Raw genomic sequence first — 24,912 nt, forward strand, 5'->3', positions numbered from 1 at the left:
CGTATAATGCAGTGAGGGTCTATATTCATTCATTGCCCAACTATAGGTGCTATCGATCCACAAATCTCGTATATTATATCATTCCTTGCCGCTTTTAACACCTGCCTGTGGTAACGAATTAGAGAAATGAAAGAGCCCTCGCCTTTCGGACGAAGACTCCCTCATCTGACTATCTGAATTTCAGATTATCCCATGCCTCTTGGAATTGCTGCATCATATCTTCTTTGGTGATCGCGCCTGCGATATAGGCCTGCATAATACTGCTGAGATCATGATTCAAGCCTTTGGGAAAACGTGAGAAGTTCCAGCTTAGCACTTTGTCTTCCTCTACACGGCGGATAATCTCGGCACCGAGGTCACCGACGATATCCGGACTTGTCTTGATGCTCTGGAAGGCAGGCACGAATTTGAACTCCTCTGTGATGTATCTTTTCCCCGTGTCTGAGGTGACCATCCAATTCAGAAAATCTTTGGCCTCCTCCTTCACTGGTGAGTTCTTGTTGACCACCCAATTCGCCGGAACGCCGATGGCCAGGTAATCAGCTAATGCAGGGTCATCATTGACCGGTGTCGGTAGAATGCCGATGTTGAGATCCGGATTGATCCCGTCAATCTGAGGCTGGGTCCAGTTCCCTTGTGGCATCATGGCTGCCTGCCCTGTTGCGAACAACGTCACCTGTGTATTGTAATCCGTTGTAAGTGGATAGGGGTTACTATACTCCAGCATCAGGTCCATCAGCTGTACCCAGTCGTCGAACACCGGATTTCCGGGTACTTGATTCGTCTGGGCATCCAGCTTTTCTATGAATCGCTCAGGCTCCTCCTGTCTCGAGAACGGGATGTTCGCCAAATGATTGCCAAGCACCCAATATTCTTGATAAGCATTGGCAAATGGAATGATTCCTTGCTCCTCTAGACGCTGTGCTACCTGCCTCAACTCCGTTAAGGTCTGTGGCAGATCTGTAATCCCTGCTTGCTCGAACAGGTCCCTATTATAAATGAAGCCGAATCCCTCCAGATTCATCGGCTGCCCATATAGCTTGCCATCCTTCGTCATGGGCCGCTTCGCGAAATCATCAAGCTCATTCACCCATGGCTGGTCGGATAAATCCTCAAGATATTCGAACCACGTCTCCATATCCTGATACCCTTCATTGGTAAAGATATCAGGCTCATCACCAGATGAGAACTTTGCCTTCAAAGAAGCTGCGTAATCCATACCTCCTCCGACCGATAATACCTCGACACGAATACCTGGGTGCTCTTTCTCATACTCCGCTACCATCGCCTTCAGCGGCTCAGAGATCTCGACCTTGAACTGGTAGATGTGAATCGTCTTGGAATCCGTACTTTCCTGTGCTCCATTGCTGCAGCTAGTCATAAGCAACAGTACAAGCAGGAGGGGGAAGCTTATGGATTTTCGACTGAATATGCGACTGAATCTTCGGCGTCCAAGCATGCTCTCACCCCCTTAACCCTTTACCGCACCGGCTGCAATGCCGGACACGATGTATTTTTGCATCGACAGGAAGAAGATAACGATTGGAGCAATCCCGAGCACAAGTGCGGGCAAAGCCAGATCCCACTGCTTGGTAAATTGACCGAACAGCATATAGGTTGCAATCGGAATTGTATTCAGATCCGGGTCAGACAGAATCAGCGAAGGCATCAAATAGTCATTCCAGATCCAGAGCGTATTAAGGATGAGTACGGTCACGAACATTGGCTGTAGCAACGGACAGACGATACGGAAGAATACACCGTAGCGGGAAGTGCCATCCACGCGAGCCGCCTGTTCAATCTCCAGTGGAACGGACTTGATGAATCCATGAAACAGGAACACGGACAAGGATGAGCCGAAGCCCAGATAACAGATAATCAAGCCCAGCAGGCTGTTATTAAGGCCCAGCACATTCGTCACCTCCATCAGCGGCAGCATAATGGACTGGAACGGTACGACCATGGCCGCCACCAGAATCACGAATAATATGCGGTTAAATCCCGTATCGTGTCTGACCATCTGATAAGCAGCCATCGAACTGATCAGCAGCAGCAGCACATTACTGACAATCGTTACGATGAGCGAGTTCATAAAAGCCTTTGGAAACTCTATGGCCTGCCAAGCCTGCACATAATTGCTCCATTGGAAGGAGGCAGGCCAGGAGGCTGCATCAGACAATATCTCCCCGAACGGCTTCACCGAATTCACCAGCAGAAAATAGAAAGGGATCAGAAAGATCAATGCAATCAGGATCAGAATCAATTCAGCGGCAAATGTGCTTAAACGATACTTATTTGATGTATGCTCCATCTTACATTTCAACCTCCCTCTGCTTGGTCATGCGCACCTGAATGAGTGTAACGATCGCGACAATTACGAAGAAAATCATAGCCTTGGCCGTCCCCAGACCGAGACGATTATTGGTAAAAGCTTCATTATATATGTCCAGCGCTACAGATTCTGTTGATTTGTACGGTCCACCCTTAGTAAGCGCCAGATTCAATTCAAACACCTTGAACGACCAGGAGATCGCAAGAAACAGACAGACCGTCACCGCAGGCATAATTAGCGGAATAATAATCTTGCGCAGTACCTGCATACGGCCTGCACCATCCATCTGAGCGGATTCCAGCAATGATTGAGGTATATTACTAAGCGAAGATATGTAGATCACCATCAGATAGCCTGCATATTGCCATACGAATACGATGACCGTGCCCCAGAAGGCCGTTGATGCATCACCAAGCCATGGTAGAGTGAAAAAGGACCAGCCTGTAGCTTCTCCTACCGCCGAGAATCCTCTCACGAATATGAACTGCCAGATAAAGCCAAGCAGCAACCCGCCAATCATATTCGGCATGAAGAAGACTGTCCTGAGCGCAAGGCGTGTTCGCAAGGGTCTGGTCAAGAAGAAGGCCAGTAGAAAGCCTAACACATTGGTCAATACGACACCACATAAGGTAAAGCGTACGGTGAACCAGAATGCATTTCGAAAATCAGGGTCCTTTGTCAGAATGTGAACATAATTATCCCATCCTAGCCAGCGGTTGTGCTGCGATACTCCGTCCCAGTCTGTCATGGAGTAGTACAGCCCCAATACGAAGGGAACCACTACAACGGACACGAAAAATATCATCATCGGACCGACAAAAACAAGCTGTCTCATAAGTGCTGAACCCTGTCGATTCAATATCATCCGCTCCTTTGCTATAAAATGAATACCCTTGCACACCATATCTATTTTGTTAATTACCCAATAATTACATATTTAAGCTTACTCAATGAGATGAGACGATTACGTTTATCTCGCAGGACAGGACAGTACAACGACAAAAAAGCGCAAGGAATTACGCGGTACATGACCGCGAATCCTTACGCTTATATCCCTGCTCTATTCGATTAAAATCTCACACCTGGGTATTAGTACTGCACTTAGTACTGCACACTTGGATAGATTGGATACTGATCAGTCAAACGGGTAACACGTGCGCGCAGCTCGCCCAGCTTAGTCTCATCCTTCGCATTCTTGAGCGTACCTGCAATGATGCTGCCGATCTCCAGCATGGCATCTTCCTTCATACCACGAGAGGTTGCAGCTGGTGTACCGATCCGAATACCGCTCGTAATGAACGGGCTAGTCGGGTCAAATGGGATCGCGTTCTTGTTCACTGTAATCCCAATGGAATCCAGCACGTGCTCCGCATCCTTGCCTGTAATATTCAGATTGCGGGTATCAATCAGCATGAGGTGATTGTCTGTGCCACCTGATACGATGTTGATGCCTTCTTTGACAAGAGTCTCCGCCAGTACCTGCGCATTGCGCACAACCTGCTGCGCATATTCCTTAAAGGATGGATCCAGCGCCTCTCCGAAGGCTACGGCCTTGGAAGCGATCACGTGCATCAACGGTCCACCTTGGGAACCAGGGAATACAGCCTTATCAATAGCTTGTGCCCAGGATTTGCGAGTCAGAATCATACCACCGCGTGGTCCACGAAGGGTCTTGTGAGTTGTTGTCGTTACAAATTGGGCATGAGGAACCGGATTCGGGTGCAGTCCAGCCGCAACCAGACCTGCGATATGAGCCATATCCACCATGAACAAAGCACCTACATCATTAGCAATGGACGCAAAAGCTTCGAAATCAATCGTGCGTGGATAAGCACTCGCTCCAGCAACGATCAGACGAGGACGATGCTTGAAGGCAGCCTTGCGTACTTCATCATAATCAATCAGGAAGTTGTCCTCACGAACTCCATAGGCCGCGAAATTATACAGCAATCCTGAAGCATTAACTGGGCTACCGTGCGTCAGGTGACCACCATGAGCCAGATTCATACCCAGAACGGTGTCCCCAGGCTTCAGCGCTGCCAGATACACGGCCATATTCGCCTGTGCACCGGAATGCGGCTGAACATTGGCATGCTCGGCGCCGAACAGTTCCTTGGCACGGTCACGCGCGATGTCCTCCACGATATCTACATGCTCACAGCCGCCATAGTATCTTTTGCCCGGATAGCCTTCAGCATATTTATTGGTCAGCACTGAGCCCATGGCTTCAATGACTGCTTCACTTACAATATTCTCGGATGCAATCAGCTCAATATTGTTCTGCTGACGCTTCAATTCCAGTCCCATAGCCTCCAGTACAGCCGGATCGTTCTTACGCAAATGTTCCATCATGATAAATAATCCTCCCTGCGATTTTATAATCATTTTAGAATAAATTACATCAGATAGCATCCATACACGTTACCACACGGTTCAATAACGACATTGCATCATAGAATGGCATTAAAACATGGAATAACGGCATTCATGGTACAGCATTGATACACAGCATTGATACACAGCATTGATACACAGCATTAAGACACAGGATTCAGTCACAGCTTCCACTTGCATCCGTCTCGCCGAGGACCTTGTATACAGCTCGCTCGCCGCCAATAAGAGGAGGACGGGTGAAGGCTGCCGTCACACGCGCCTGTCCCACATAACGAAGTGATGGTCGGTAAGGCACCGCCACTCTTCGCAAGTGCATCCCGATGAGAGTCTCGCCAATGTCCAGGCCCGCATGCGCCTGAATGCGCTCAGCCAAGCAAGGTTGCTGCATCAATTGATAAGCCGCGGCTGCCATGGACCCACCTGCCGTTGGTACGGGGACAGCGCCCACTTCATTGAAGCCCATTCGCTCCAGGACCTCACGCTCCAGCACCAAGGCCCGGTTGAGATGCTCGCAGCACTGATAAGCAACAGCGAAGCCAGCCTCCAAGCGAACTTCTTCAATTCCTGCCAGCAGCTGCTTCGCTACCTCAAGCGCACCAGAGGTACCGATTCGCTGTCCCACCACTTCGCTAGTACTGGCGCCCACGACCAGCAGATGACCTGGCCCCAGATGAGCAGCCTCCGCCAGCTCGCGTACAATGCTAGATACCGCAGCCTGCAGCTCCTCTACATGCTTCACATTGCCCATTCTGCACTCCTCCCTATCCTGCCCAATAAATCCGGCTTCTCCGTTGACATTCTATCGTCTTCATTATAGCGGATTATTGACTTTGCAATTCATAAAATTCAAATACTTGAGCAACAAAGGAAGGAGTTGAAGCTTAAAAAAATGAAAAAAAGAGCAGTCTGCTGCTATGCAGCGTTGCTCTTTTGCCCAGGCGACCGGCCGTATATCTGGTGCTCCATTGTGGTTCAGCCCACTTTTGTCGCCAGTTACACCAGACTCTCTTAACACATGAACATCATAATTCATCTGCAAGCGGAAATCAATATTGGAGTAGCAGTTTTCATTGGAAAATGTTCATTTCTTTCATGCACAATCCCCAGTGCTCCCTATTCCCTAGTAAGCTTGTCCACCAGTCGATGCAGGGCCGTCCGGATCTCGGCAGCGGCCACCTCATAATCATCCCTTGAGCCGCCGAACGGATCGGAGATATCAAAGCTTGGAATGCGTTGTCGCAACTCAATGATCTTTTCACGCTGCTCCATCGACAGCTCCTGCCCTAAAGCGGCTGCAAGCTCCAAGGAGGCAGCTAACTCGTCCATCTCCTGCAGATCGCGTAGCACTCGCTCGTCATCCTCGACGTATTCCTTCAAGGTGAATACCTTCCCTGCCGATTGCGGGAACCGCTGCAGCACATGCTGCTTATGTCCCTGAGTCAAGGTCAGAATCAACTCTGCCCAGTTCATCAACTCCGAATTCAGCGAGGATGATCGGAATTCCTCATAGATATCATGATCCTCCAGAACAGCCTTTGCATGACGGGATATCGTCGCTCCATCCATTGCAGCCACGCCAGCGGAGCGAACCTCCAGATCCAGCTTTCGTTCAGCTGATATTTTACGCAGCATTGCCTCTGCCATAGGGCTGCGGCAAGTATTACCTGTGCAGACAAACAAAATATGCTTCATAGCGATCAGCCTCCCAGTACCGTAAGCAACTAAAAAATAAACATAAAGCCAAAGGTCAATAGTATCGTACCTCCGACCATTTCTCCATAGGCTCCTAGCTGTACACTAGCCTTGCGTCCCAGAAGCAAACCGAGCATGGACATCGCTCCTCCACATATCCCGAAGGTCATGACCGTCAGTGCTAGATCACTGTTGAACATTCCGAGTGAAATACCTGCCGAAAAGGAGTCGATGCTCACCCCTAACGCGAATAGCACCATCCCGAGGGTGGAACGGTAATCGAGCATGGGGATACCTTCCCCACGTATTGCATTATAGATCATATGTCCGCCGAGCAGGATAAGCAGCCCACCAGCCACATAGACCGTAACCTGGCCCAGAATCGCACTCATATATTGACCGGTGAACATCCCCAGTAGTGGCATAATGATATGAAACAATGCAATTACCGTACTAATCCGAAGCACATCGAGAAATCGAATTCCTCTCATACCGACCCCGACACCAAGCGACATGGCATCCATGCCAAGTGCCAAAGCCATCATCAAAATGGTCATGAACTGCCCTGTATGAGCTGCAAATTCCTGCATCCACATTCCCCCATGTACATTATCAATCTTGTACACGATATGCGGACAAGGGGGGCTTCATGCCAAGCTCGTCTAATTCCCTGTGTGAATGATTCGATTCCCTGCGGCCTTAAGCATGCGATTCATGACAGCTGCTCCCATGCCCTTGAGGGGGCACGCTTCCGCCAGAATGAGGTCCACCCCTTCTTCATCACAGCGACGAAGGAGGGAGTAGAGCCTCTGAGCCGCCTGCTCTGGTGCAGCAAGACTCCCCAGCGAATAGACACATGGATGTGAATAAGCTCCAAGATGCTCATCATAAGCAAGCACAGCTGCACGCTTGTGACTCTCCGTTGCCTTCGTCAGCTCTGTGCGGATGCGTGCAGCTACGACGTCCACCGAGCCGCCCTCTACGATGTACATTGTACCGCGCGGAGCGTAATGTGTATATTTGACCCCTGGGGAACGAGGTGCTGTAGGCCCATCAGTAGCATTAGCCGCTTCCTTCAACCCAGGGTCCACCAAGACAGCCTTCACGCCAGAGACAGCCATTAACTGCTCAGCAGTAATGCCACCTGGGCGAAGAATCGTGACCTTCCCATCTGGACTTGTCTCAACAACTGTTGACTCCACACCTACCCCCGTTGGGCCAGCATCGAGGATACCATCAATACGCCCATCAAGATCCTCCAACACGTGAGCAGCCGTCGTCGGGCTAGGTCTACCGGACAGATTGGCGCTGGGAGCCGCTACCGGGCAAGCAGCCTCAGCCAGCAAGCGCAAGGCCACTGCATGATCCGGCATACGAACCGCTACCGTATTCAGACCTGCCGTGACCCGGGCCGACAACACTCCAGCTCTCACAGGCAGCACCAGCGTTAACGGTCCAGGCCAAAAATCCCGTATTAGCTGCTCCGCCAGCTCATCAACATGCTCCACGAGCTCATCGAGCTGAGCACGGTCAGCTATGTGCACAATAAGTGGATTGTCCGAGGGTCGGCCTTTAGCCATAAAAATAGAGCTTACAGCTTGATCATTACGGGCATCCGCTCCCAGACCGTATACGGTCTCGGTCGGAAATGCCACCGTCTTTCCATGGCGGAGGAGAGCAGCAGCCTCCTGAAAAGCAGCAATATCCGCTATAGTCTCCATAACCTGACCAACTGTCTCCGTATCCGGAATATAAGGTTCATCCGCTGCGACCGGCAGATCATCTCCGCTGAGCCGTGGTATACTGCTCAACGACCAGTAGCGGGTCTCCACCCGCTGGTCAGCTCTACTTGGTAGTGAGCCTGTCACAGGCACACGTTCATCATTCATATGAGTTCATCCTATACTGTATAATCATGGCTCGCATCCATACTTAGCATGCCTGTTATGATCTATTATATCATATTCAATCCCTGTATCCGTAGACAGGGTCTTACTATGCATTGAGGGACACATGTACAGGAAAGATAGTTCAGGCGAACAAGCTACTTAACCAGTTCCAGCCCTTCACTAGCATATCCCACAGAAAGAAGCGAACCTCCGGCTCCTCGCCAGCCGTTACTGGTGACGTGTCATCACCCACTGCCGCTGCCGCCGCTGCGGTATTCCCGTCGCCCGTTGCTGCCCCGACGAAGCAGAGTGGCGGGAACAGCACACACCACCAATTCTGTCCCTGGCCTGAGCCCAACGTGATTCTTACAGCTTCGTAGTCGCCTGCCGGATACAGTCTATTACCATACCATTTGTTCGGAAACGGAACATTGCCGAGCTCAACATTGTATTTATAATTCACATTCCGCAGGGCAAGCTGCTCGCCCACGGTTGCTTCAATCTCAGGCAGACGGGAACGCACCATCCGACGTGCTTCCTGGAGACTCTGCGGCTGATCCAGCTCCGAGACCCATGTGTTCATCTCTTGAACTACAGCATCACGAATCTGCAGCTTCAACAGCTGGTCACTTGGTTGGTCGGAATTCGCCAGGATTCTGAGCCTGATGGATGCTTGTGGAATGGCATCGGATTGTTGAATCCACCCGGGTACAGCAGCATCCACCTTCTGACCTTCCCACGACATAATCCATATCATCAAGCACATGACTAGCATGGCTAATTGTCTCCATCCGCTTCTACTCATCTCAATGCCCTCCCCGAACTCTATCATGTCTATCAGTATGTCCGGAGAGAGAGAGATTAAACCTAGCAATCTATTAAATTCTACGATACGACTTCCGCACAAAAAAACACACCTCGTCCTGGCTGCCGATCTATTGGAGATCCACAGTCCGTTCTGAAGTGTGTCTATTCTTCTGTGTGGAGCTCTCTACTCTGAATCCTTTTGGCTCACACTATTCTTCGTATCCTTCGGGGACTTGCTTGATTGGATCAGCTTGGCTGGCTTGGATTCTCGCAGACTACGAGCCCAACGGGAGATGCCTGTCGGCTGCTCTTCAGCTATCCCTCTATCCTGAAGCACCTGCACTCTCGGACGTGCTGCTGGATCAGGAAGGTCATCGTCTACCTCCTGGCCATGTACCTTGATGCTCATGATGAGACCCATACTAGCCATGTTAATAAGCAGCGAGGTACCCCCATAACTGACAAACGGAAGGGTAATCCCTGTCAGCGGCATAATACCAATAAATGCACCGATGTTCTCGAAAATCTGGTACAGCATCATCGCGACAATCCCTACAATCAGGAATGGTCCGGTGCGATCACGACACTCCAGAGCAATCAAAATGAGACGGTGGATGAGTATAAAATAGAGTAGTAATAAGACCGATGAGCCTATAAATCCAAATTCTTCAGCTACCACTACAAAAATCGAATCCGAATACGTATAAGGTACCCGCCCGGACTGTACAGACGAGCCATTAAGGAAGCCCTCACCAAGCATGCCTCCGGACGCAATAGCACGCTTCGCATTATCCGTATGCCATTTCGCCGCAGCTGACGCTTCATCAGGCATGAGCCAAGGGTCCAAACGGTCAGTCCAGTGTGTCCGGTCAATACTCACCATGAAATTATAAATCTGCTCATGAAAGGTCATGTATGCCTTAATGCCTCCACCCACGACCACGGTGAAAATCACCAGGGCAATCATAGCGTGGGTAGATTTGATATTACCGATCCATAGCATGCCGATCAGAATAACGAGATACGCAAGTGCATTCCCCAGGTCATTCTGCGCCATAACAATTGCGAAAGGAATAAAGGTAATAAACCCGATCGGGAGTACGTCCCGAATAAAGCGCAGCTCGCTATTCCTTTTTCGCATCAATACATACGACAAAAAGATGATGAGTGCTAGCTTGAAGAACTCCGCTGGTTGAAGGCTAAGTTCGCCAATTTTGAGCCAGCCCTGTGCGTTATTCAAATTTTGCCCGAAAAAGAAGACCAGCAGCAGCAGCAGAATGCCTCCACCATAGATGTAGAGTGCATTTTGAATAAATACACGAAAATCCACTATAGTGAGGCCCAGAATCGCTATGAACCCCAGTGCATAATAGATCAATGTCTTCTTATAGTCATTGCCATGGCCATTCCAATATTGGCCTGCACTATACTGTATGATTACACTAATGACCATCAGCAGCACCAGGATTAATATGATCGGCGTGTCAACTCTCTTAAATTTCTGAAACATGCTGTCCCCCTGAAGCTTATTGAGGATTGGCCATTCGCACAAAATGTGTAAAAAGGCCACTCTCTGGATAATCCACCTTTATCATTGTAAAGGATCAGCGCTCAAAAAGAAAATACACCATGATGGCCTTCGATACTGGACTCCACCGAGATCATATGCAGCTTACCTACATGTGGCTCTAATGCCTGCCTTAGGGGCTAATCGGCCAGACCCAGTACATGACGCTCAATGCCCGCCAGATCTGGGACAACCACAATGCGGCTCCAGTGGCCTGCTTCCCTCAGCAATGCCGCGACAAGTGATGCCTGCCCCCTACCCAGCTCGAAGCCAATCAGCCGGGGAGGTGCTTGCAGCAGAGACAGCTGCTGCATCATGATCCGGTAAGGTGCCAGTCCGTCTGGTCCGCCGTCCAGCGCCAGCCGCGGCTCATGAAGACTGACCTCAGGCTGCAGGCCATCGATCTCCGCAGCTGGAATATAAGGCGGGTTCGACACCAGTATATCAACGGCCTCTCCAGCAAATGGAGCCAGCAGGTCACCCTGTCTCATTACCAGTTCTACACCGACAGCCGCAGCATTCAGCCGGGCTACAGCAAGCGCATCGGGAGACAGATCTCCCGCTAGCACCTGCCACCCCTTCCGCTCCGCTGCTATTGTGATAGCTATCGCTCCGCTGCCCGTCCCGATATCCAACACCCGTGGGTTGCCACCCGTCCAGAGCTGATCGCCATACTGAAGGATCGCTTCCACCAGCAGCTCCGTCTCCGGACGCGGAATGAGCACACTTGGCGATACCTTGAAGGGGCGTCCGTAGAACTCCTGCTCACCTATAATGTACTGCGCTGGCTCACCGGCGACTTTTCGATTCACAACAGCTTCCCAATTCTGCTGCTTGTCAGCAGGAAAGGGCTGCCCCAGCTCTGCGTAGAAAGCAGCACCCTGCATATCCAATACATGCTCCAGCAGGAGACGTGCATTATGCTGCGGCTCTAATACACCTGCTTCTGCTAAAAAAGAAGAAGCCTCAGTCAAGGCTTCTCTGATGCTCCGTCCTGGCGACATCCGATACGATTCACGTGTCAAAGCTTATACCTCTTGTTCCATGAGCTCAGCCTGTTCGGCAATCGTAAGCGCAGATACAATCTCATTAATCTCGCCATTCATGACCTGATCCAGCTTGTGCATGGTCAGACCGATGCGATGATCCGTGACACGGCTCTGTGGGAAATTATAGGTGCGAATACGCTCACTGCGATCTCCGGTACCCACCTTGCTCTTGCGCTCGCCAGCATACTTGGCTTCCTCTTCCTGACGCATCATATCGGAGATACGTGCACGCAAGACCTGAAGTGCCTTCTCCTTGTTGGAGTTCTGCGATTTCCCATCCTGACACGTAGCTACAATACCAGTTGGCATATGCGTTACCCGCACAGCAGACTTCGTCGTATTAACAGACTGCCCACCAGCACCACTGGAGCAGAAGGTATCTACACGAATATCCTTATCCAGAATCTCGATATCCACTTCCTCTGCCTCAGGCATAACGGATACAGTGGATGTGGAGGTATGAATCCGTCCACCAGACTCTGTCGTTGGAATTCTCTGAACACGGTGGGCACCGCTCTCGAATTTCAGCTTGCTATATGCGCCTCTGCCCGTAATCATGAAGATGACCTCTTTGAAGCCGCCCAGGTCATTCATATTAGCGTCCATCAGCTCCACACGCCAGCCTTGCGTATCTGCATAACGAGTGTACATCCGGTACAGATCCGCTGCAAACAGAGCGGCTTCGTCTCCTCCAGCCGCACCACGAATTTCTACGATCACATTCTTATCATCGTTAGGGTCCTTCGGTAGCATCAGAACGCGGATATGCTCATCCAGCTCCTTCTGCCGTGAACTGAGCTCTTCGATCTCCACTTTGACCATCTCGCGCATCTCGTCATCGAGCTTCTCGCCTTGGAGCTGCTTCGCTGCCTCCAGTTCTTCGCTAACGTTCTTATATTCAGTATATGCCTCGTAGGCTGGATGCAGATCGGATTGCTCCTTGGAATATTCGCGCAGCTTCTTGCTATCATTTACTACATCCGGGTCACAGAGCAGCTCGCTGAGCTTCTCATAACGGTCGGCCAAAGCCTGTAATTTATCCAACATGATGGGTCACCTCACGTATCAATTTCAATTCAATTCGTTACATCTGCTATGTGCTCATATTTCATCTATAACTTCAGTTCAAGCCGGAACTTGTGCCACATACATCCTGACTGCTTACTCAGAACATGAGTTACCTGGACAGAAGCCCTCACTTTAGTTCATACAATATATTCTTCAACCTATATCTCGACATACTCTTGAACTTACATCTCGACGCCCAAGCTCGCTACAACGTCATCAAATCCTTTACTGAAAAGTAGAAATCAATAAGGTATACGACTCTTAATTATAGCATATTATCGAATGCCTGAACAGTAACCATGCCCACTGGATACCCAATAATATCTTGTCATCAAACTGTATGTTAATACATGTCAGCACATTAAATAATGTAGCCGAATACCACACACGGCAGGCGCTGTCGAGGACTACTCGTACGAAGAACAACGCTTGCTTGCATATTAATATATCCGTCAGCTAAAAACAATCAGCAACGAACAAAGCCTGCCGTCTTCCTAAGAAGATCAGCAGGCTAATTACACAATGACAGGCTTGCCCTGATTATCGTTACTATGCTACTAGGTTATTCAATAATGCATTGCCTGATATTAGCGTATTGGTGTTCCTTGCTAATACAGGACTTTGCTAGCACACCTTGTATTACACGTTGAAACGGAAATGCATAACGTCGCCATCCTGCACGACATATTCTTTACCTTCCAGGCGGAGCTGTCCGCGTTCCTTGGCACCGTTCATAGAACCAGCCGCAACCAGATCATCGTAGGATACCACCTCAGCACGAATGAAGCCACGTTCGAAATCCGTGTGGATCACTCCCGCTGCTCCTGGAGCCTTGGTTCCCTTGCGGATCGTCCAGGCGCGAACCTCTTGCACCCCAGCTGTGAAATACGTATACAATCCGAGAAGCTTGTACGCAGCCTTGATCAGCAGGTTCAGACCAGAATCCTGAATACCCAGCTCCTCCAGGAACATCTGCTTGTCTTCGCCTTCCAGCTCAGAGATTTCTTCCTCAACCTTGGCACTAATTGGCACCACTTCAGCATTCTCAGCTGCAGCGAACTCCTTCACACGGTTCACATACGGATTGTTGGCAACATCAGCGATCTCATCCTCTGACACATTAGCCGCATACAGTACAGGCTTGAGCGTGAGCAAGTGCAGATCACGAACAATGAGACGCTCTTCGTCCGTCAGATCTACGCTACGGGCAGGCTTGTCCTCGTACAGAACAGCCTTCACCTTTTCCAATACCTCAACCTCTTGCACGTACTGCTTGTTGCCGCCCTTCATATTCTTCTTGGAGCGCTCAATACGCTTCTCGATGCTCTCGATATCGGCCAGAATCAGCTCCAGATTAATGGTCTGAATGTCGCTGACCGGATCAATCTTGCCATCCACATGGGTAATGTTCTCGTCCTCGAAGCAGCGCACCACATGAACGATAGCGTCTACCTCACGGATGTGAGCCAGGAATTTGTTACCCAGACCCTCACCCTTGCTCGCACCGCGAACCAGACCAGCAATGTCTACGAATTCAAAGGCCGTTGGAACGGTCTTCTTCGGTTCAACCAGTTCAGTCAGCTTGTCCAGACGCTCATCCGGCACCTCTACAATACCCACGTTCGGATCAATCGTACAGAACGGGTAGTTAGCCGATTCTGCGCCAGCTTGTGTAATTGCATTAAACAATGTAGATTTGCCGACGTTAGGCAGGCCTACGATTCCAGCTTTCAAAGCCATGTATATGACAACTCCTATTTTCGGATAAATTTCAGGGGTGCCGCATGCACAGCGCATGCTTCCTCACACCCAACCAAGCACCAATTAGCAGATAACAGTCTAAATCATTATATATGAGAACATATACTCCAGCAACACCGGGCTTACAGCTCCTTGGACATTTGAATGTCCGTCACGACGTAGCCCATTTTTTTGTACAGCTCGAAGGCACGGGTATTATGTCCGAATACATGCAGTCCGATTTTGCGTACCCCGCGTCTGCGTGCTTCCTCATCGAGAGCCCGTAGCGTTTGCTTGGCGTAGCCTTGTCCTTGATAAGCATCCTCGATCCAGAACTCCAGGATGAAGGCTTCTGCACCCACGGGGGTATCCGTAATGTTGAACCAAATGATCCCGATTCCCTGTTCATTCTTCTGCTCATGAAGCGTTATCACATACAGGTAGGCATCTGGTGTATCTAGCCCTTGTGGCAAAAATTTATGAAGACTTTCCTCCGAAAGCCGTGGTGCTTCTGCCTCCGTCCACGTCCCTGCTTGCACTTTGTCAGCGGCATAATCCCGAATCAACCTCTTGATGAAGCGCTCATATTCCGCACCATTCATGCGACGGAGCTGGATATTGTCCTGTAGCTCGCGGGCCTTCTCCATGGCTATGCCGGTATCTTCCAGATCGGTTTTCTTACCCGCCACTTCAAGCGAAGCCTCAATTGCAGCATCATTCGTATTCTCATTCGTATCCTTGCTCAAGTCTTTGTCCATCTCCCTATTCCATCCTCCTTATGCGTTCATATATTGCATTATGACTGCTGCCAAGTAATTTACAGGAGGGCTCAGCAAGTTAACCTGGGCTTAACCTCAGCATGATGATCCGTTGTTATGATGGTGTCATCAAGAGTCATTGTCATAGGAGGGATACCATGCGCCTGGCCTTGTTCACTGACACCTACGCTCCGGATACCAATGGGGTCGCTCGGACGCTGCAACGCCTCAGTCAGCATCTGAATCTCAGAGGAATCGAACATCTGCTGTTCACTCCGCAATCCATCATTGAGGGTAGCCATGCTGCTTCTGTGCGCACTGTCGCCAATGTCCCTTTCTTCCTTTATCCCGAGTGTCGTATAGCCTTGCCGAATAGACTAGCCATTCATGAAGAGCTGCGAGGCTTTCGTCCCGACCTGCTGCACTTGGCCACTCCATTCAACATGGGGCTCCTTGGCCTGAAATACGCACTGAAGCATCAGCTTCCGCACGTCATCTCCTATCATACTCATTTTGACCGCTATCTCGAATATTACAAATTGAAAAGCATGATTCCTCTTTATTGGAAGTATATCAAATGGTTCCACAGAGCCTGTGATGCTACATTTACACCCTCTCTCGAAACTATGAACTCCCTGCAGCTACAGGGTATCCAACGTCTGAAGCTATGGTCACGCGGCATTGACTGTGAACTATATCATCCTGATCGACGCCATCAGCATATTCGGCAGCGTTATGGTATTACAGCTCCTCTGATTCTCCTCTACGTCGGGCGAATTGCCCCCGAGAAGAATATCGACACCTTGATGCTCGCGATGAAGCATCTGCCCGAGAGTATGCAAGCCCGCGTACACTGGCTCATCGTCGGAGACGGACCACTACTGCCCAAGCTGCGCCTACACGCACCTGCGAACACAACATTCACTGGGTACCTTCATGGAGAAGAGCTTGCTGCCGTGTATGCTTCGTCGGATATATTCGTATTCCCTTCCTGTACCGAGACATTCGGGAACGTAGTGCTGGAGGCGATGGCTTCAGGCCTGCCTGTCATAGCTGCGAATGCAGGTGGGGTAAAAGATCTGGTCTCCCAGCATCGCAGTGGGATTCTAATCGAACCTAACAATGCCGAAGCACTAATTAGGGAATTATGTCTGTGGGGAGGTCATATGGACCAATTGAAGATGATGGGTCTTGAAGGAAGAAGGCTTGCACAGATGCGGTCGTGGAGGCATATTTTTGACGGGCTAATCGCGGATTACGAGGAAGCCATACAGTATCGGGGCCAGCCTGCGAGCCATCGAACGTTCACAGCATAATTCATGTACCTCAAAGGATCATTACACCTCAGGCTATCGCCACAGCCCGTGCTGCCTCGATAGCCTGAGATTACGAATAAAATGGTAGAATATTCAAAGTCCTGGCCTGCTATGTTGCTACAGGTGTATTATAGCGCTATTGTTCCGTTATTGGTCCGTTGTTGCCCTTGTTATAACTCGTACTACAGCCCCCATCGGCCTGCGAGTTGTCTAAGACGAGAGGTCCCTCTCAACTGCTCCATATCACGCACACCAATGCCAAACATCACCGTACGCAGCTCCAACTCCACCTGAGCCAATCGCTCGATCACCAGCTCTTCGGATTCTACTGCCGCCCCTAGGAGGGAGCGCCCAAATCCGGCCAGATCCGCACCGAGCGCGATCGCCTTAGCTGCATCAACTCCATTTCGCAGTCCACCACTTCCGATCACTGCCCCCTGTTCGAGCTCCTGAACCTCCCTGATACAACTCGCCGTAGGGTTACCCCAATCAGCGAATGCCTCGGCTGCCGCCCGCTTGATCGGATCTGTATTACGGAACTTCTCCACCTGACTCCAGCTCGTCCCGCCTGCACCAGCTACATCGATGAATGATACGCCTACCGAGAAAAGTCTGGCAGCTGTGACGCCATCAATGCCCCAGCCTACTTCCTTAACTCCGACAGGAACCGTTAGCCTGCTGCATACCTCCTCAATCCGGGAGAGCAGTCCGCTGAAGTTCGTGTTGCCCTCTGGCTGAAATACCTCCTGCAGGCTGTTCAAATGCAAGACCAGCATATCTGCCTCCGCCATATCCACAGCACGCTGGCACTGCTCTACACCAAAGCCGTAATTCAGCTGCACGGCGCCCAGGTTGGCGATGATCGGAATGCTAGGGGCCTGCTTTCGTACCTGAAAGGTATAAGCCAGCTCCTCTTTCTCCACAGCAGCGCGGATAGAGCCAAGTCCCAGTGCCCAGCCTCTGGCCTCTGCTGCTGCAGCAAGCCGTTGATTAATCTGTGCTGTGCCAGCACTTCCCCCTGTCATAGAGCTAATAAGGAGTGGTGCCTGCAACTGGTGTCCCAGAAAATAGCTTGCCAGCTGGATGTCATCAAAATCCACCTCAGGCAGCGGGTTATGCTTGAATACAAATTGCTCCAGCCCACTGCTAATTCCTTCACCAGCTACATTTTCGCGGAGACATAGCCTAACATGCTCCATTTTCCGCTCACCCGTCTGCACCGTCCCTGTCTGCACATCCGTCTCTTCCCCTATCTGTTCTCCCGATTGTTCTGTCGGCTGCTCTTCCACCTGATCTTCCCTCCGCTCGTCGTGATCCGGTCGGCTCATGCGCTCACTCCCTCTCTGCAATTCTTAGCATCTGATATCTCAATGAACCACCCTGCGTTCGAGTGGGTTCATGGCATTCTCATGTTCATCATCTATCATTATATTCGATATCAGGGCATATCCGAATCCACTCATATTCGATTATTTGAATATACTTGTAGGATTGTTCACAGTTTTCATTATTCTGTATTGATTTATTGTATTGATTTATTTACCAAAAAAGGTTATTTTATAGACAGCTTAGCAATAAGCAAGTTCCTGACACGAAGGGAGATGTTTTTAATGGCAGCTACTTATATGGTGGTTCGGTCTTAAAACTGAATAGTTGGCGTACACAAAAGGCGGGAATTCCCCGTATTATTTGGTATGCCATCCAAAGTAACCTTTCGTGAATATTGCTGTTTGCAGGATACGATGAAGGTCGTATCTTTTTTGCGTCCTGATGCCGCGCGACAGCAGCTTCTTTAGAGGCTGCTTGTCCGTGGCATTTTTGCGTCCAAAAACAACATTAAAGGAGCTAATCAACAACCATGATTGATTTGAAAACTTATGGCTACACAGAAATAGAAGCAATTCCCGACGGATTATTGCCCGGCAGGGTGACGGAGCTTCGACGCGAGCGCTTCACGGTCATGACTGGAATGGGCGAAGTAAAAGCGGTGCTCAAAGGAACGTTCTACCATAGCTCGGCGACGCGCATTGACTTTCCGTGCGTCGGTGATTTTGTCCTATTGCACCACAACGAGAGTGGAGATTCTCTCATCGTTACGGTACTACCCCGCCGCTCCAAGTTCTCACGCGCGGATTACTCAGGGCATGCCGCAAGCTTTGCCAGAACCGTGTTAGAGCAAGTTGTTGCCACCAACTTTGACTATGTGTTTATTCTTTCTTCTCTGAATGGGGATTTCAACGTTGCCCGCATCATGAGGTACCTGACACAAGCCAGACAGAGTGGCGGCCAACCCGTCATCATTCTGACCAAGGCTGATCTCGTGGAGGAAATGAATGCCCCACTAGCGGAAATCACACAAAGTATCCCCGATGTACCAGTTCACGCGATCTGCAGTCACACAGGCATGGGGCTGAACGAGTTGAGTCCCTACTTGATGCCTGGTAACACAGTCGTCTTTCTCGGCATGTCCGGCGTAGGCAAATCCTCTCTGCTCAATGCATTGATAGAACAGGACGTAATGAAGGTTCAGGCGATCCGGGAGGGCGACAGCCGGGGGCGCCATACGACAACACACCGTCAGCTGTTTTTACTCCCCTCTGGTGCAATGGTCATCGATACGCCGGGTATGCGTGAGCTTGGGCTGTTTGCCGCTGACGAAGGTATAAGAGCAAGCTTTACCGATGTTGAAAAATGGTTCTCTCAATGCCGATTCTCGGATTGCCGCCATCAGGCCGAGCCAGGCTGTGCCGTGCTCTCCGCGCTTGCTGACGGTTCGTTGCCTCATGAACGGTGGGAGCAATACGTTGCTCAGCGACATGAAAGCAAGTATGTCAATGACAAAACAAGCTACCTCATCGACAAGAGAGCTCGAGACAAGACAATCGCGATGCTGAACAAGCAAACGAAGAAGAACGGAGGGCGGAAGAAATGAATATTAAATTCGAGACGCTAATCTATGTCTTAGGCCAACGGTTCAAGAAGGATATCTCATCAGCAGATTACCAAACCATCCCTTTGCAGGGCGGAACTGTGGCAGATGTGCACCTGGTAACAGGTAGCGCCGAAGCTGCGGATGGCGAAAAATTGACGTACCAGATCGTACTGAAAACTCAGAAGAAATGGGCACGCTACGGCGATCCGGGTTCATGGCGCCGTGAATATGATCTCTATATATCCGATCTGGGATCGTTGTTCTCGGCTGCTTTTCGCTGGCCGACCTGCTATCACGCCAAGATGAATGCTGAAGAAGATGAATTCCAGCTGTGGCTGGAATATATCGATGGTGTAACAGGTTCGAACTTAACCGGTGACATGTACGAACAGCTCGCACGGGAGCTAGGACGCTATCAAGGCAAGCTGTATGCTGAGCAACCTCCTGTGCTGCAAAGCCTGACCAACCTGAGCAATGCTGATCTTATGAAGAACACGTATCTGCATTACCGGTCATGGCCCGTTGTCTACGATTATATACGCTCAGAGAACTGCGAACTCCCTCAGCACGTCCGGCAAATGCTCATCGACATTGATGAGCACGCAGACGAGATATTCGCTCGTATCGAACAATTACCCCTCGTGCTCTGCCACCGGGATTTCTGGGTGACCAATCTGTTCTATACTGATGGGAACATCGCGGTCATTGACTGGGATACATCCGGATGGGGCTACCTTGGTGAAGATCTCGCAAGCCTGATTGCCGATGAAGCAGATATCGACCACATGGTAGAATACTATCAGCGATGTGTCCCTGCGTATTATAAAGGCTTCTCGGACTATGCGGATGGAGCCTCTATCGCCGATCATTGCGTCTATGAGATAATCCTGCTCGTATTCGGATACAGGCTGGTGGAAGGATATATCCATACAGAGGACGATGACGAGAAGACTAACCTTGTCCGTACGCTTCAAAATATCTATAAAATGAAGGATAGCTCTGTGCAGGGCTGACCCTTAAAAAAATAACTCCGAAAATCCTTCTATGTAGTGGGTTTTCGGAGTTTCTTTCATACTCCATTAGAATATTGCTGAGGCTTGCTTATGGTGTCCTAGAAAACACGGAACATTCCAGTCGGTGGATCAACAGTGGAATGTACACACATTTAAGTTCTCTCCTGCAAAATACGCTCAGCCACCAACTGGCCAGATAACGCAACAATGGGTGTCCCGCCTCCGGGATGCGTCGTCCCCCCGACATACCACAGCCCCTCTACATCGCGACTTCTGTTCCCGGGTCTTGCGAAGGTCTGTCGGACTGAATTGGAGGAAATGCCATAGATCGCTCCCCGATGTGCATAAGTATCAGCCGCGAGCCGCTCCGGGGTATAGCTCAGCAGCACATCAGCATGCTCCAAGCCGTCGATTCCACATGCCGCCAGTCTGCGTAGCAGTCGAGCTCGATAAGCCTCTGCTTCCTGCTCCCAGTTCCAATGTGCTGATACATACGGGGCATTGGTCAGTATGAACAAGTTACTCCCGTCTGGAGGTGCAAGTCCGGCCTCGGAGTAGCCCGAATAGCAAATATATATGGTAGGGTCCACTGGTGGCTGCTTCTGGACAAATATGGACTCGAATTCCTGCTCATAGTTCTCCGGGAAGAAGACCGTATGATGGCGTAGCAGCTCATATTGCCTGGGAATCCCCGCTAACGTCACGAAGCCAGACAACGAGGGCTCATACCCGGCTATTCTGGCATCGCTCATTGATGGACGCTCTGACGAGGCCAACAGCCTTGAATTCACAGATAGTACATCTCCGTTCGCAATGACCAGCGAGGAAGGGTAGAAGCCGACTGTCGTCTCGACGCCCTGTATTTTTCCATTTCCGACCACAATCCGCTCCACCTCGGTTCCGGTCATGATCTCTACCCCACACTCCATAGCCAGCTGCTCCAGCCCGTCGACCAGTGCCGAGGTCCCACCCCTTACACCATACACGCCAAGGTCTCCCTCCAGATGGGCCATCATGGCGAAGATAGACGGTGACTGATAGGGGGATGAGCCCACATAGGTGGCATATCTTCCGAACATCGCAAGCGTATGAGGATGGCTAAAATATCGGCGCAGCAGCTTGTGCAGGGTCAGCCACGGACGAACCCGAAGCAAGCCGCGAAGCATACCCATATTCAGCTTGTCACGCGGCCCCAACAGCAGCTTATGTAAGAAACGTGCGTCCGCCTCCCGATACAGCGCTGCCGCCTCTTGCATGAAGGCATCATAGCGCTGTGCATCGGCAGTACTGTAGGACGCAATCTGCTCCTTCATCCACACCCGGTCCTTGCTGAGGTCCACAATCGTCCCATCCGCGAATATATTTCGCGTGCGTGGCTCCAATTCATACAGCTCACAGTAATCCTCCAGCCTTGCACCTGCCGAAGCAAATACTGCGCGGAAGGCATCAGGCATCGTTATCGTACTCGGACCGCGATCAAAATAATACCCCTCCAGCTCCACACGCTGTAGCTTGCCGCCCACTCGTGGCTGCTTCTCCAGCAGCTTCACAGGGACACCTCCGGCTGCAAGTCTGATGGCACACGACAATCCACCGATGCCACCACCGATGACGATAGCTCCCGCAGACCTTCCAGACATAACTCCGTCACTCATGAATACCATCTACCTTTCCAGTAATAGCCCTTGCCCGAAGCAGCTCCATACCAAGATCGGATGGCAATCAGCAATAATCCGATAATGGATAGCGGCAAGAGCGCCGCATGCCATAAGGGCTGGCCTCCTGCCGCTCTGTCAGCTGTGCGTTTGATCGCCATTCCCAGAAGAACAGCAGCCAGAGATACGCCAGCCAGAGTCGATTCTCCTAAAACCACAGCCCCTCCCAGTATTAGCACAGGGATGAGATACATTACGCTGTAGCTTAGAATTAACAGGACCAGCAGCCAGGGCTTCCTGCCAATTCCGTCATATACATTTTTGGTGAAGCCATTCCACACCTCTGCAGCATTACAGTACATCCGCATATGAACATGAGTGAACACTGAAGCAAGCGTGACCGGATGCCCGGCTCGCTTGACTGCACGGGCGAGACTCATATCATCCACCATCGCAGCCCGAATAGCCTCGTGTCCACCAGCTGCCGAATAGCTGTCCCTGTGAATTAGCAGGAAGGCTCCCATAGCTGCAACGAACAACGGTGAGCGCGAATGCTTGATCAGGACTATGGGAAGGTGGCAAATAATCGTGAACATCATCATTGGCACAATCAGTCTCTCCAGACAGGTCATGGTCACTTGACGCGGAAAGCCTGTGATCAAACCCTTGCCTTGATCCATTGCTGTCCGCAGAGCGGCTTGCAGAGCATCCGGCGCTAGACGCACATCCGCATCCAGAAATAACAGCCAAGTGCCCTGTGCCGCAGTCGCCAGTTGATGACAGGCATAAGATTTGCCAAGCCAGCCCCCGGGAGGCTCTGCTCCCTGAAGCATGCGGATGCTCAGCGATGAATCGTCCACACTTGCTGTAGTCTGGCGGGCAATGCATTCCTCTACAAGCGCAGCAGTAGCATCCTCCGACCTGTCATTCAAGATAAGTAGCTCCAGTGTGATTCCTTGACGATCGCATGACAGTACATGCTCCAGACAGGCCTGAATATGGGACTCTTCATTTCGGGCAGGAATCAGAATGGATAATACAGGCTTCCCAGAGGACTCCCTAGCCTCGAATCTAAGGCTGTCTGCATTCAAGCCATCCGACTGCCCCAGTACAGGTAGGACAGATGCATTCCAGAGGGCAAAGCCCCATTGCAGGAGCAGAGCACAGCCAATGACCAGCAGGATAACCATGCACCCCTCTACTAGCGGTTCCATGGTATCACCTTAGCTCTGCATTTGCTGTAAATCTCACTGATGGATTGCCCCGTTGGAAGCAATTGAATGTAATTCGGGTCCGACTCCGACGCAGCACCCAGCGACTGGACGAATTCAAGTCGATGCCGGTCCAACTGCCTCTGTAACACAGATTTCAGCAGGTCAACACTTTCCCGGCTCGTCATGCTCCTCCATGTATCGTTCGGAGGGCGCAGCCCTTCACCGAAGCGAAGAGTCACCTCTGGACGATCATGCTGAAGTAGCCCATGATAGGCGGTGACGGGCACCACGAGTGTACTCGGAGCCTGCTGCAGAATTACAGCCACCCCCCGCTTGAACTCCAGCGGTCCGGCATCCGCATGCGTGATTGTACCTTGTGGATAGATCAGTACACGGTGGCCTTGGTTCAACAGCCCAGCCGTATATTTGAAGCTTGATCGAATATCGGACACCCGTTCACGATCAATTGAATACGCCCCGAGCCGCCGAAAAAAACGAAAGGAGGACAGCTGTCGTTCCTCCATCATGACATAATATTGCGCCCAATCTGCATGGGACAAACGCTGGATAGCATGATAGAACCATAGGCCATCCCACCAAGAGCTATGGTTCATTATATAGAGCACAGGTCTGCTACCAGCGATATCTGGATCGGGCGATCCTGCAGCCGCTACCGAGCGGAAGGCGCGTCGCAGCAAATACCACTCGTTATATCGGCGGAAGATCTTGTGGAACTGTCGTGATTTAGCGGCGGCGATCATATCTTTCGACTCCCTTCCGCGAGCAACATACCGAGCACCATCACCAACCCGCACCACCACAAGCCTGCCTGAAGCCCAAGGACGCCGAACATCAGCAGTATCAGCTGATACAGTCTCACGGCTCGTAGGTCCCGACGAGCATCTGGCTGCAAGGCTGGCAGTATCAGTGAGAGCAGCCCACCTACAATGAACCAGGCTGCAAAATTACTGAGGGGCACCCCATAGAACCCGCCTGCCGCCTCCCAGGACCAGAAGCCCCGCAGATGGGCCACGGGATCAAGCACCAGATCCAGAAGCACTGCCAAGGCTGCGGTAAGCAAGGCTCTAATCCATAGATTAGAACGGCCCCTTGGAAGCCTGCTCGCCAGAAGCGCCCCACTACATACCACGCCAATCCAGGCAAAGCCCAGCGTCACAGGAACGCCGAACAGATGCCAGCCCAGAATACGTGAATATTCATATTGACCGAATGGCCAGCCTGTATGCACCCCCAGCCATTCGACGGACATTCCTCCAGTCCAGATCACGGCCACTGCAAGCCAGGTATGACCTCTTCGCCAGCATTTGACTGACTGGTCGGACAGTGTGAACACCAGAGATAGCGCATATAGGCCGTAGAATACGAGAAACAGTCCATTTGAAAATTGCAGTACATCTGGTACACCAATCGTCCACAGCAACAATGTACCTATGGCATACCATGCCCAAAATACGATATGAATCAT

Annotated in this window: 22 protein-coding genes and 1 riboswitch; of the genes, 3 read left to right on the forward strand and 19 right to left on the reverse strand. The window is 50.8% G+C overall.

What is annotated here, in order from left to right; translation table 11 throughout:
• Positions 1–169 precede the first annotated feature (169 nt).
• From K331_RS0107130 to K331_RS0107195, 14 genes are all read right to left on the reverse strand, one after another.
• Positions 170–1,459 (reverse strand): ABC transporter substrate-binding protein, encoded by a 1,290-nt coding sequence (locus K331_RS0107130; RefSeq protein ID WP_051289695.1) that lies wholly within the window; start codon positions 1,457–1,459, stop codon positions 170–172.
• A gap of 12 nt (positions 1,460–1,471) precedes the next feature.
• Positions 1,472–2,311, reverse strand: coding sequence for a carbohydrate ABC transporter permease (locus tag K331_RS0107135; protein ID WP_028589739.1), 840 nt, complete (start codon positions 2,309–2,311; stop codon positions 1,472–1,474).
• Between the two features lies 1 nt (position 2,312).
• Entirely contained in the window at positions 2,313–3,167 is an 855-nt protein-coding gene (locus tag K331_RS0107140; RefSeq protein WP_404821474.1) for a carbohydrate ABC transporter permease, read from the reverse strand.
• 266 nt (positions 3,168–3,433) lie between these two features.
• Positions 3,434–4,684 carry a serine hydroxymethyltransferase gene (locus K331_RS0107145; RefSeq protein WP_018884136.1) on the reverse strand — a complete coding sequence of 417 codons (1,251 nt, stop codon included), beginning with the start codon at positions 4,682–4,684 and terminating at the stop codon, positions 3,434–3,436.
• Between the two features lie 199 nt (positions 4,685–4,883).
• The gene (locus K331_RS0107150; RefSeq protein ID WP_028589741.1) at positions 4,884–5,474 is read right to left on the reverse strand and encodes a TIGR01440 family protein; all 591 of its coding nucleotides are present in this window, start codon (positions 5,472–5,474) and stop codon (positions 4,884–4,886) included.
• A gap of 177 nt (positions 5,475–5,651) precedes the next feature.
• Positions 5,652–5,733: riboswitch (ZMP/ZTP riboswitch) on the reverse strand.
• 106 nt (positions 5,734–5,839) lie between these two features.
• A complete protein-coding gene (locus K331_RS0107155) occupies positions 5,840–6,418 on the reverse strand; it encodes a low molecular weight protein arginine phosphatase (RefSeq protein WP_028589742.1) in 579 nt (192 codons plus the stop codon).
• Positions 6,419–6,447: 29 nt separating this feature from the next.
• On the reverse strand, positions 6,448–7,008 hold the full coding sequence (locus K331_RS0107160; RefSeq protein WP_028589743.1) for a manganese efflux pump MntP: 561 nt from the start codon (positions 7,006–7,008) through the stop codon (positions 6,448–6,450).
• Positions 7,009–7,080: 72 nt separating this feature from the next.
• Positions 7,081–8,307, reverse strand: coding sequence for an L-threonylcarbamoyladenylate synthase (locus K331_RS0107165; protein WP_028589744.1), 1,227 nt, complete (start codon positions 8,305–8,307; stop codon positions 7,081–7,083).
• Between the two features lie 142 nt (positions 8,308–8,449).
• Complete coding sequence (gene spoIIR / locus K331_RS0107170; protein WP_028589745.1) at positions 8,450–9,112, reverse strand: stage II sporulation protein R; 663 nt, start codon at positions 9,110–9,112, stop codon at positions 8,450–8,452.
• Positions 9,113–9,298: 186 nt separating this feature from the next.
• Positions 9,299–10,624: an FtsW/RodA/SpoVE family cell cycle protein gene (locus K331_RS0107175; RefSeq protein WP_028589746.1), complete on the reverse strand. Its 1,326-nt coding sequence runs from the start codon at positions 10,622–10,624 to the stop codon at positions 9,299–9,301.
• A gap of 197 nt (positions 10,625–10,821) precedes the next feature.
• A complete protein-coding gene (gene prmC / locus K331_RS0107180) occupies positions 10,822–11,685 on the reverse strand; it encodes a peptide chain release factor N(5)-glutamine methyltransferase (protein ID WP_084165401.1) in 864 nt (287 codons plus the stop codon).
• 24 nt (positions 11,686–11,709) lie between these two features.
• Positions 11,710–12,777, reverse strand: a complete 1,068-nt coding sequence (prfA, locus tag K331_RS0107185; RefSeq protein ID WP_028589748.1) for a peptide chain release factor 1 — start codon at positions 12,775–12,777, stop codon at positions 11,710–11,712.
• Positions 12,778–13,437: 660 nt separating this feature from the next.
• Positions 13,438–14,538, reverse strand: coding sequence for a redox-regulated ATPase YchF (gene ychF / locus K331_RS0107190; RefSeq protein ID WP_018884127.1), 1,101 nt, complete (start codon positions 14,536–14,538; stop codon positions 13,438–13,440).
• 143 nt (positions 14,539–14,681) lie between these two features.
• On the reverse strand, positions 14,682–15,296 hold the full coding sequence (locus K331_RS0107195; RefSeq protein WP_084165377.1) for a GNAT family N-acetyltransferase: 615 nt from the start codon (positions 15,294–15,296) through the stop codon (positions 14,682–14,684).
• A gap of 158 nt (positions 15,297–15,454) precedes the next feature.
• Here K331_RS0107195 and K331_RS0107200 point away from each other — a divergent pair, with 158 nt between their 5' ends.
• Positions 15,455–16,612: a glycosyltransferase family 4 protein gene (locus K331_RS0107200; protein WP_028589750.1), complete on the forward strand. Its 1,158-nt coding sequence runs from the start codon at positions 15,455–15,457 to the stop codon at positions 16,610–16,612.
• A gap of 182 nt (positions 16,613–16,794) precedes the next feature.
• On the opposite strand, the gene fni is transcribed toward K331_RS0107200, so the two are convergent.
• Positions 16,795–17,940, reverse strand: coding sequence for a type 2 isopentenyl-diphosphate Delta-isomerase (gene fni / locus K331_RS0107205; RefSeq protein WP_051289697.1), 1,146 nt, complete (start codon positions 17,938–17,940; stop codon positions 16,795–16,797).
• 599 nt (positions 17,941–18,539) lie between these two features.
• Between fni and rsgA the strand changes: the two genes are divergently transcribed.
• Together rsgA and K331_RS0107215 are read left to right on the forward strand one after the other, a co-directional pair.
• Positions 18,540–19,544: a ribosome small subunit-dependent GTPase A gene (gene rsgA, locus K331_RS0107210; protein ID WP_226383545.1), complete on the forward strand. Its 1,005-nt coding sequence runs from the start codon at positions 18,540–18,542 to the stop codon at positions 19,542–19,544.
• Entirely contained in the window at positions 19,541–20,557 is a 1,017-nt protein-coding gene (locus K331_RS0107215) for an aminoglycoside phosphotransferase family protein (RefSeq protein ID WP_028589753.1), read from the forward strand. Before rsgA ends, K331_RS0107215 begins: the two co-directional genes overlap by 4 nt.
• A gap of 152 nt (positions 20,558–20,709) precedes the next feature.
• Here K331_RS0107215 and K331_RS0107220 read toward each other — a convergent pair whose 3' ends face one another.
• Genes K331_RS0107220 through K331_RS0107235 form a run of 4 tightly spaced genes read right to left on the reverse strand, consistent with a single transcriptional unit; the run spans position 20,710 to position 24,912 of the window.
• Entirely contained in the window at positions 20,710–22,221 is a 1,512-nt protein-coding gene (locus K331_RS0107220) for a phytoene desaturase family protein (RefSeq protein ID WP_084165379.1), read from the reverse strand.
• Positions 22,209–23,426 carry a glycosyltransferase gene (locus K331_RS0107225; RefSeq protein ID WP_028589755.1) on the reverse strand — a complete coding sequence of 406 codons (1,218 nt, stop codon included), beginning with the start codon at positions 23,424–23,426 and terminating at the stop codon, positions 22,209–22,211. Before K331_RS0107225 ends, K331_RS0107220 begins: the two co-directional genes overlap by 13 nt.
• Positions 23,414–24,187, reverse strand: a complete 774-nt coding sequence (locus tag K331_RS0107230; RefSeq protein WP_028589756.1) for a lysophospholipid acyltransferase family protein — start codon at positions 24,185–24,187, stop codon at positions 23,414–23,416. Before K331_RS0107230 ends, K331_RS0107225 begins: the two co-directional genes overlap by 13 nt.
• On the reverse strand, positions 24,184–24,912 hold the full coding sequence (locus K331_RS0107235) for a carotenoid biosynthesis protein (protein WP_028589757.1): 729 nt from the start codon (positions 24,910–24,912) through the stop codon (positions 24,184–24,186). Before K331_RS0107235 ends, K331_RS0107230 begins: the two co-directional genes overlap by 4 nt.

The organism is Paenibacillus massiliensis subsp. panacisoli DSM 21345 (assembly GCF_000426545.1).
GTDB classification, from domain to species: Bacteria; Bacillota; Bacilli; order Paenibacillales; family Paenibacillaceae; genus Paenibacillus; species Paenibacillus panacisoli.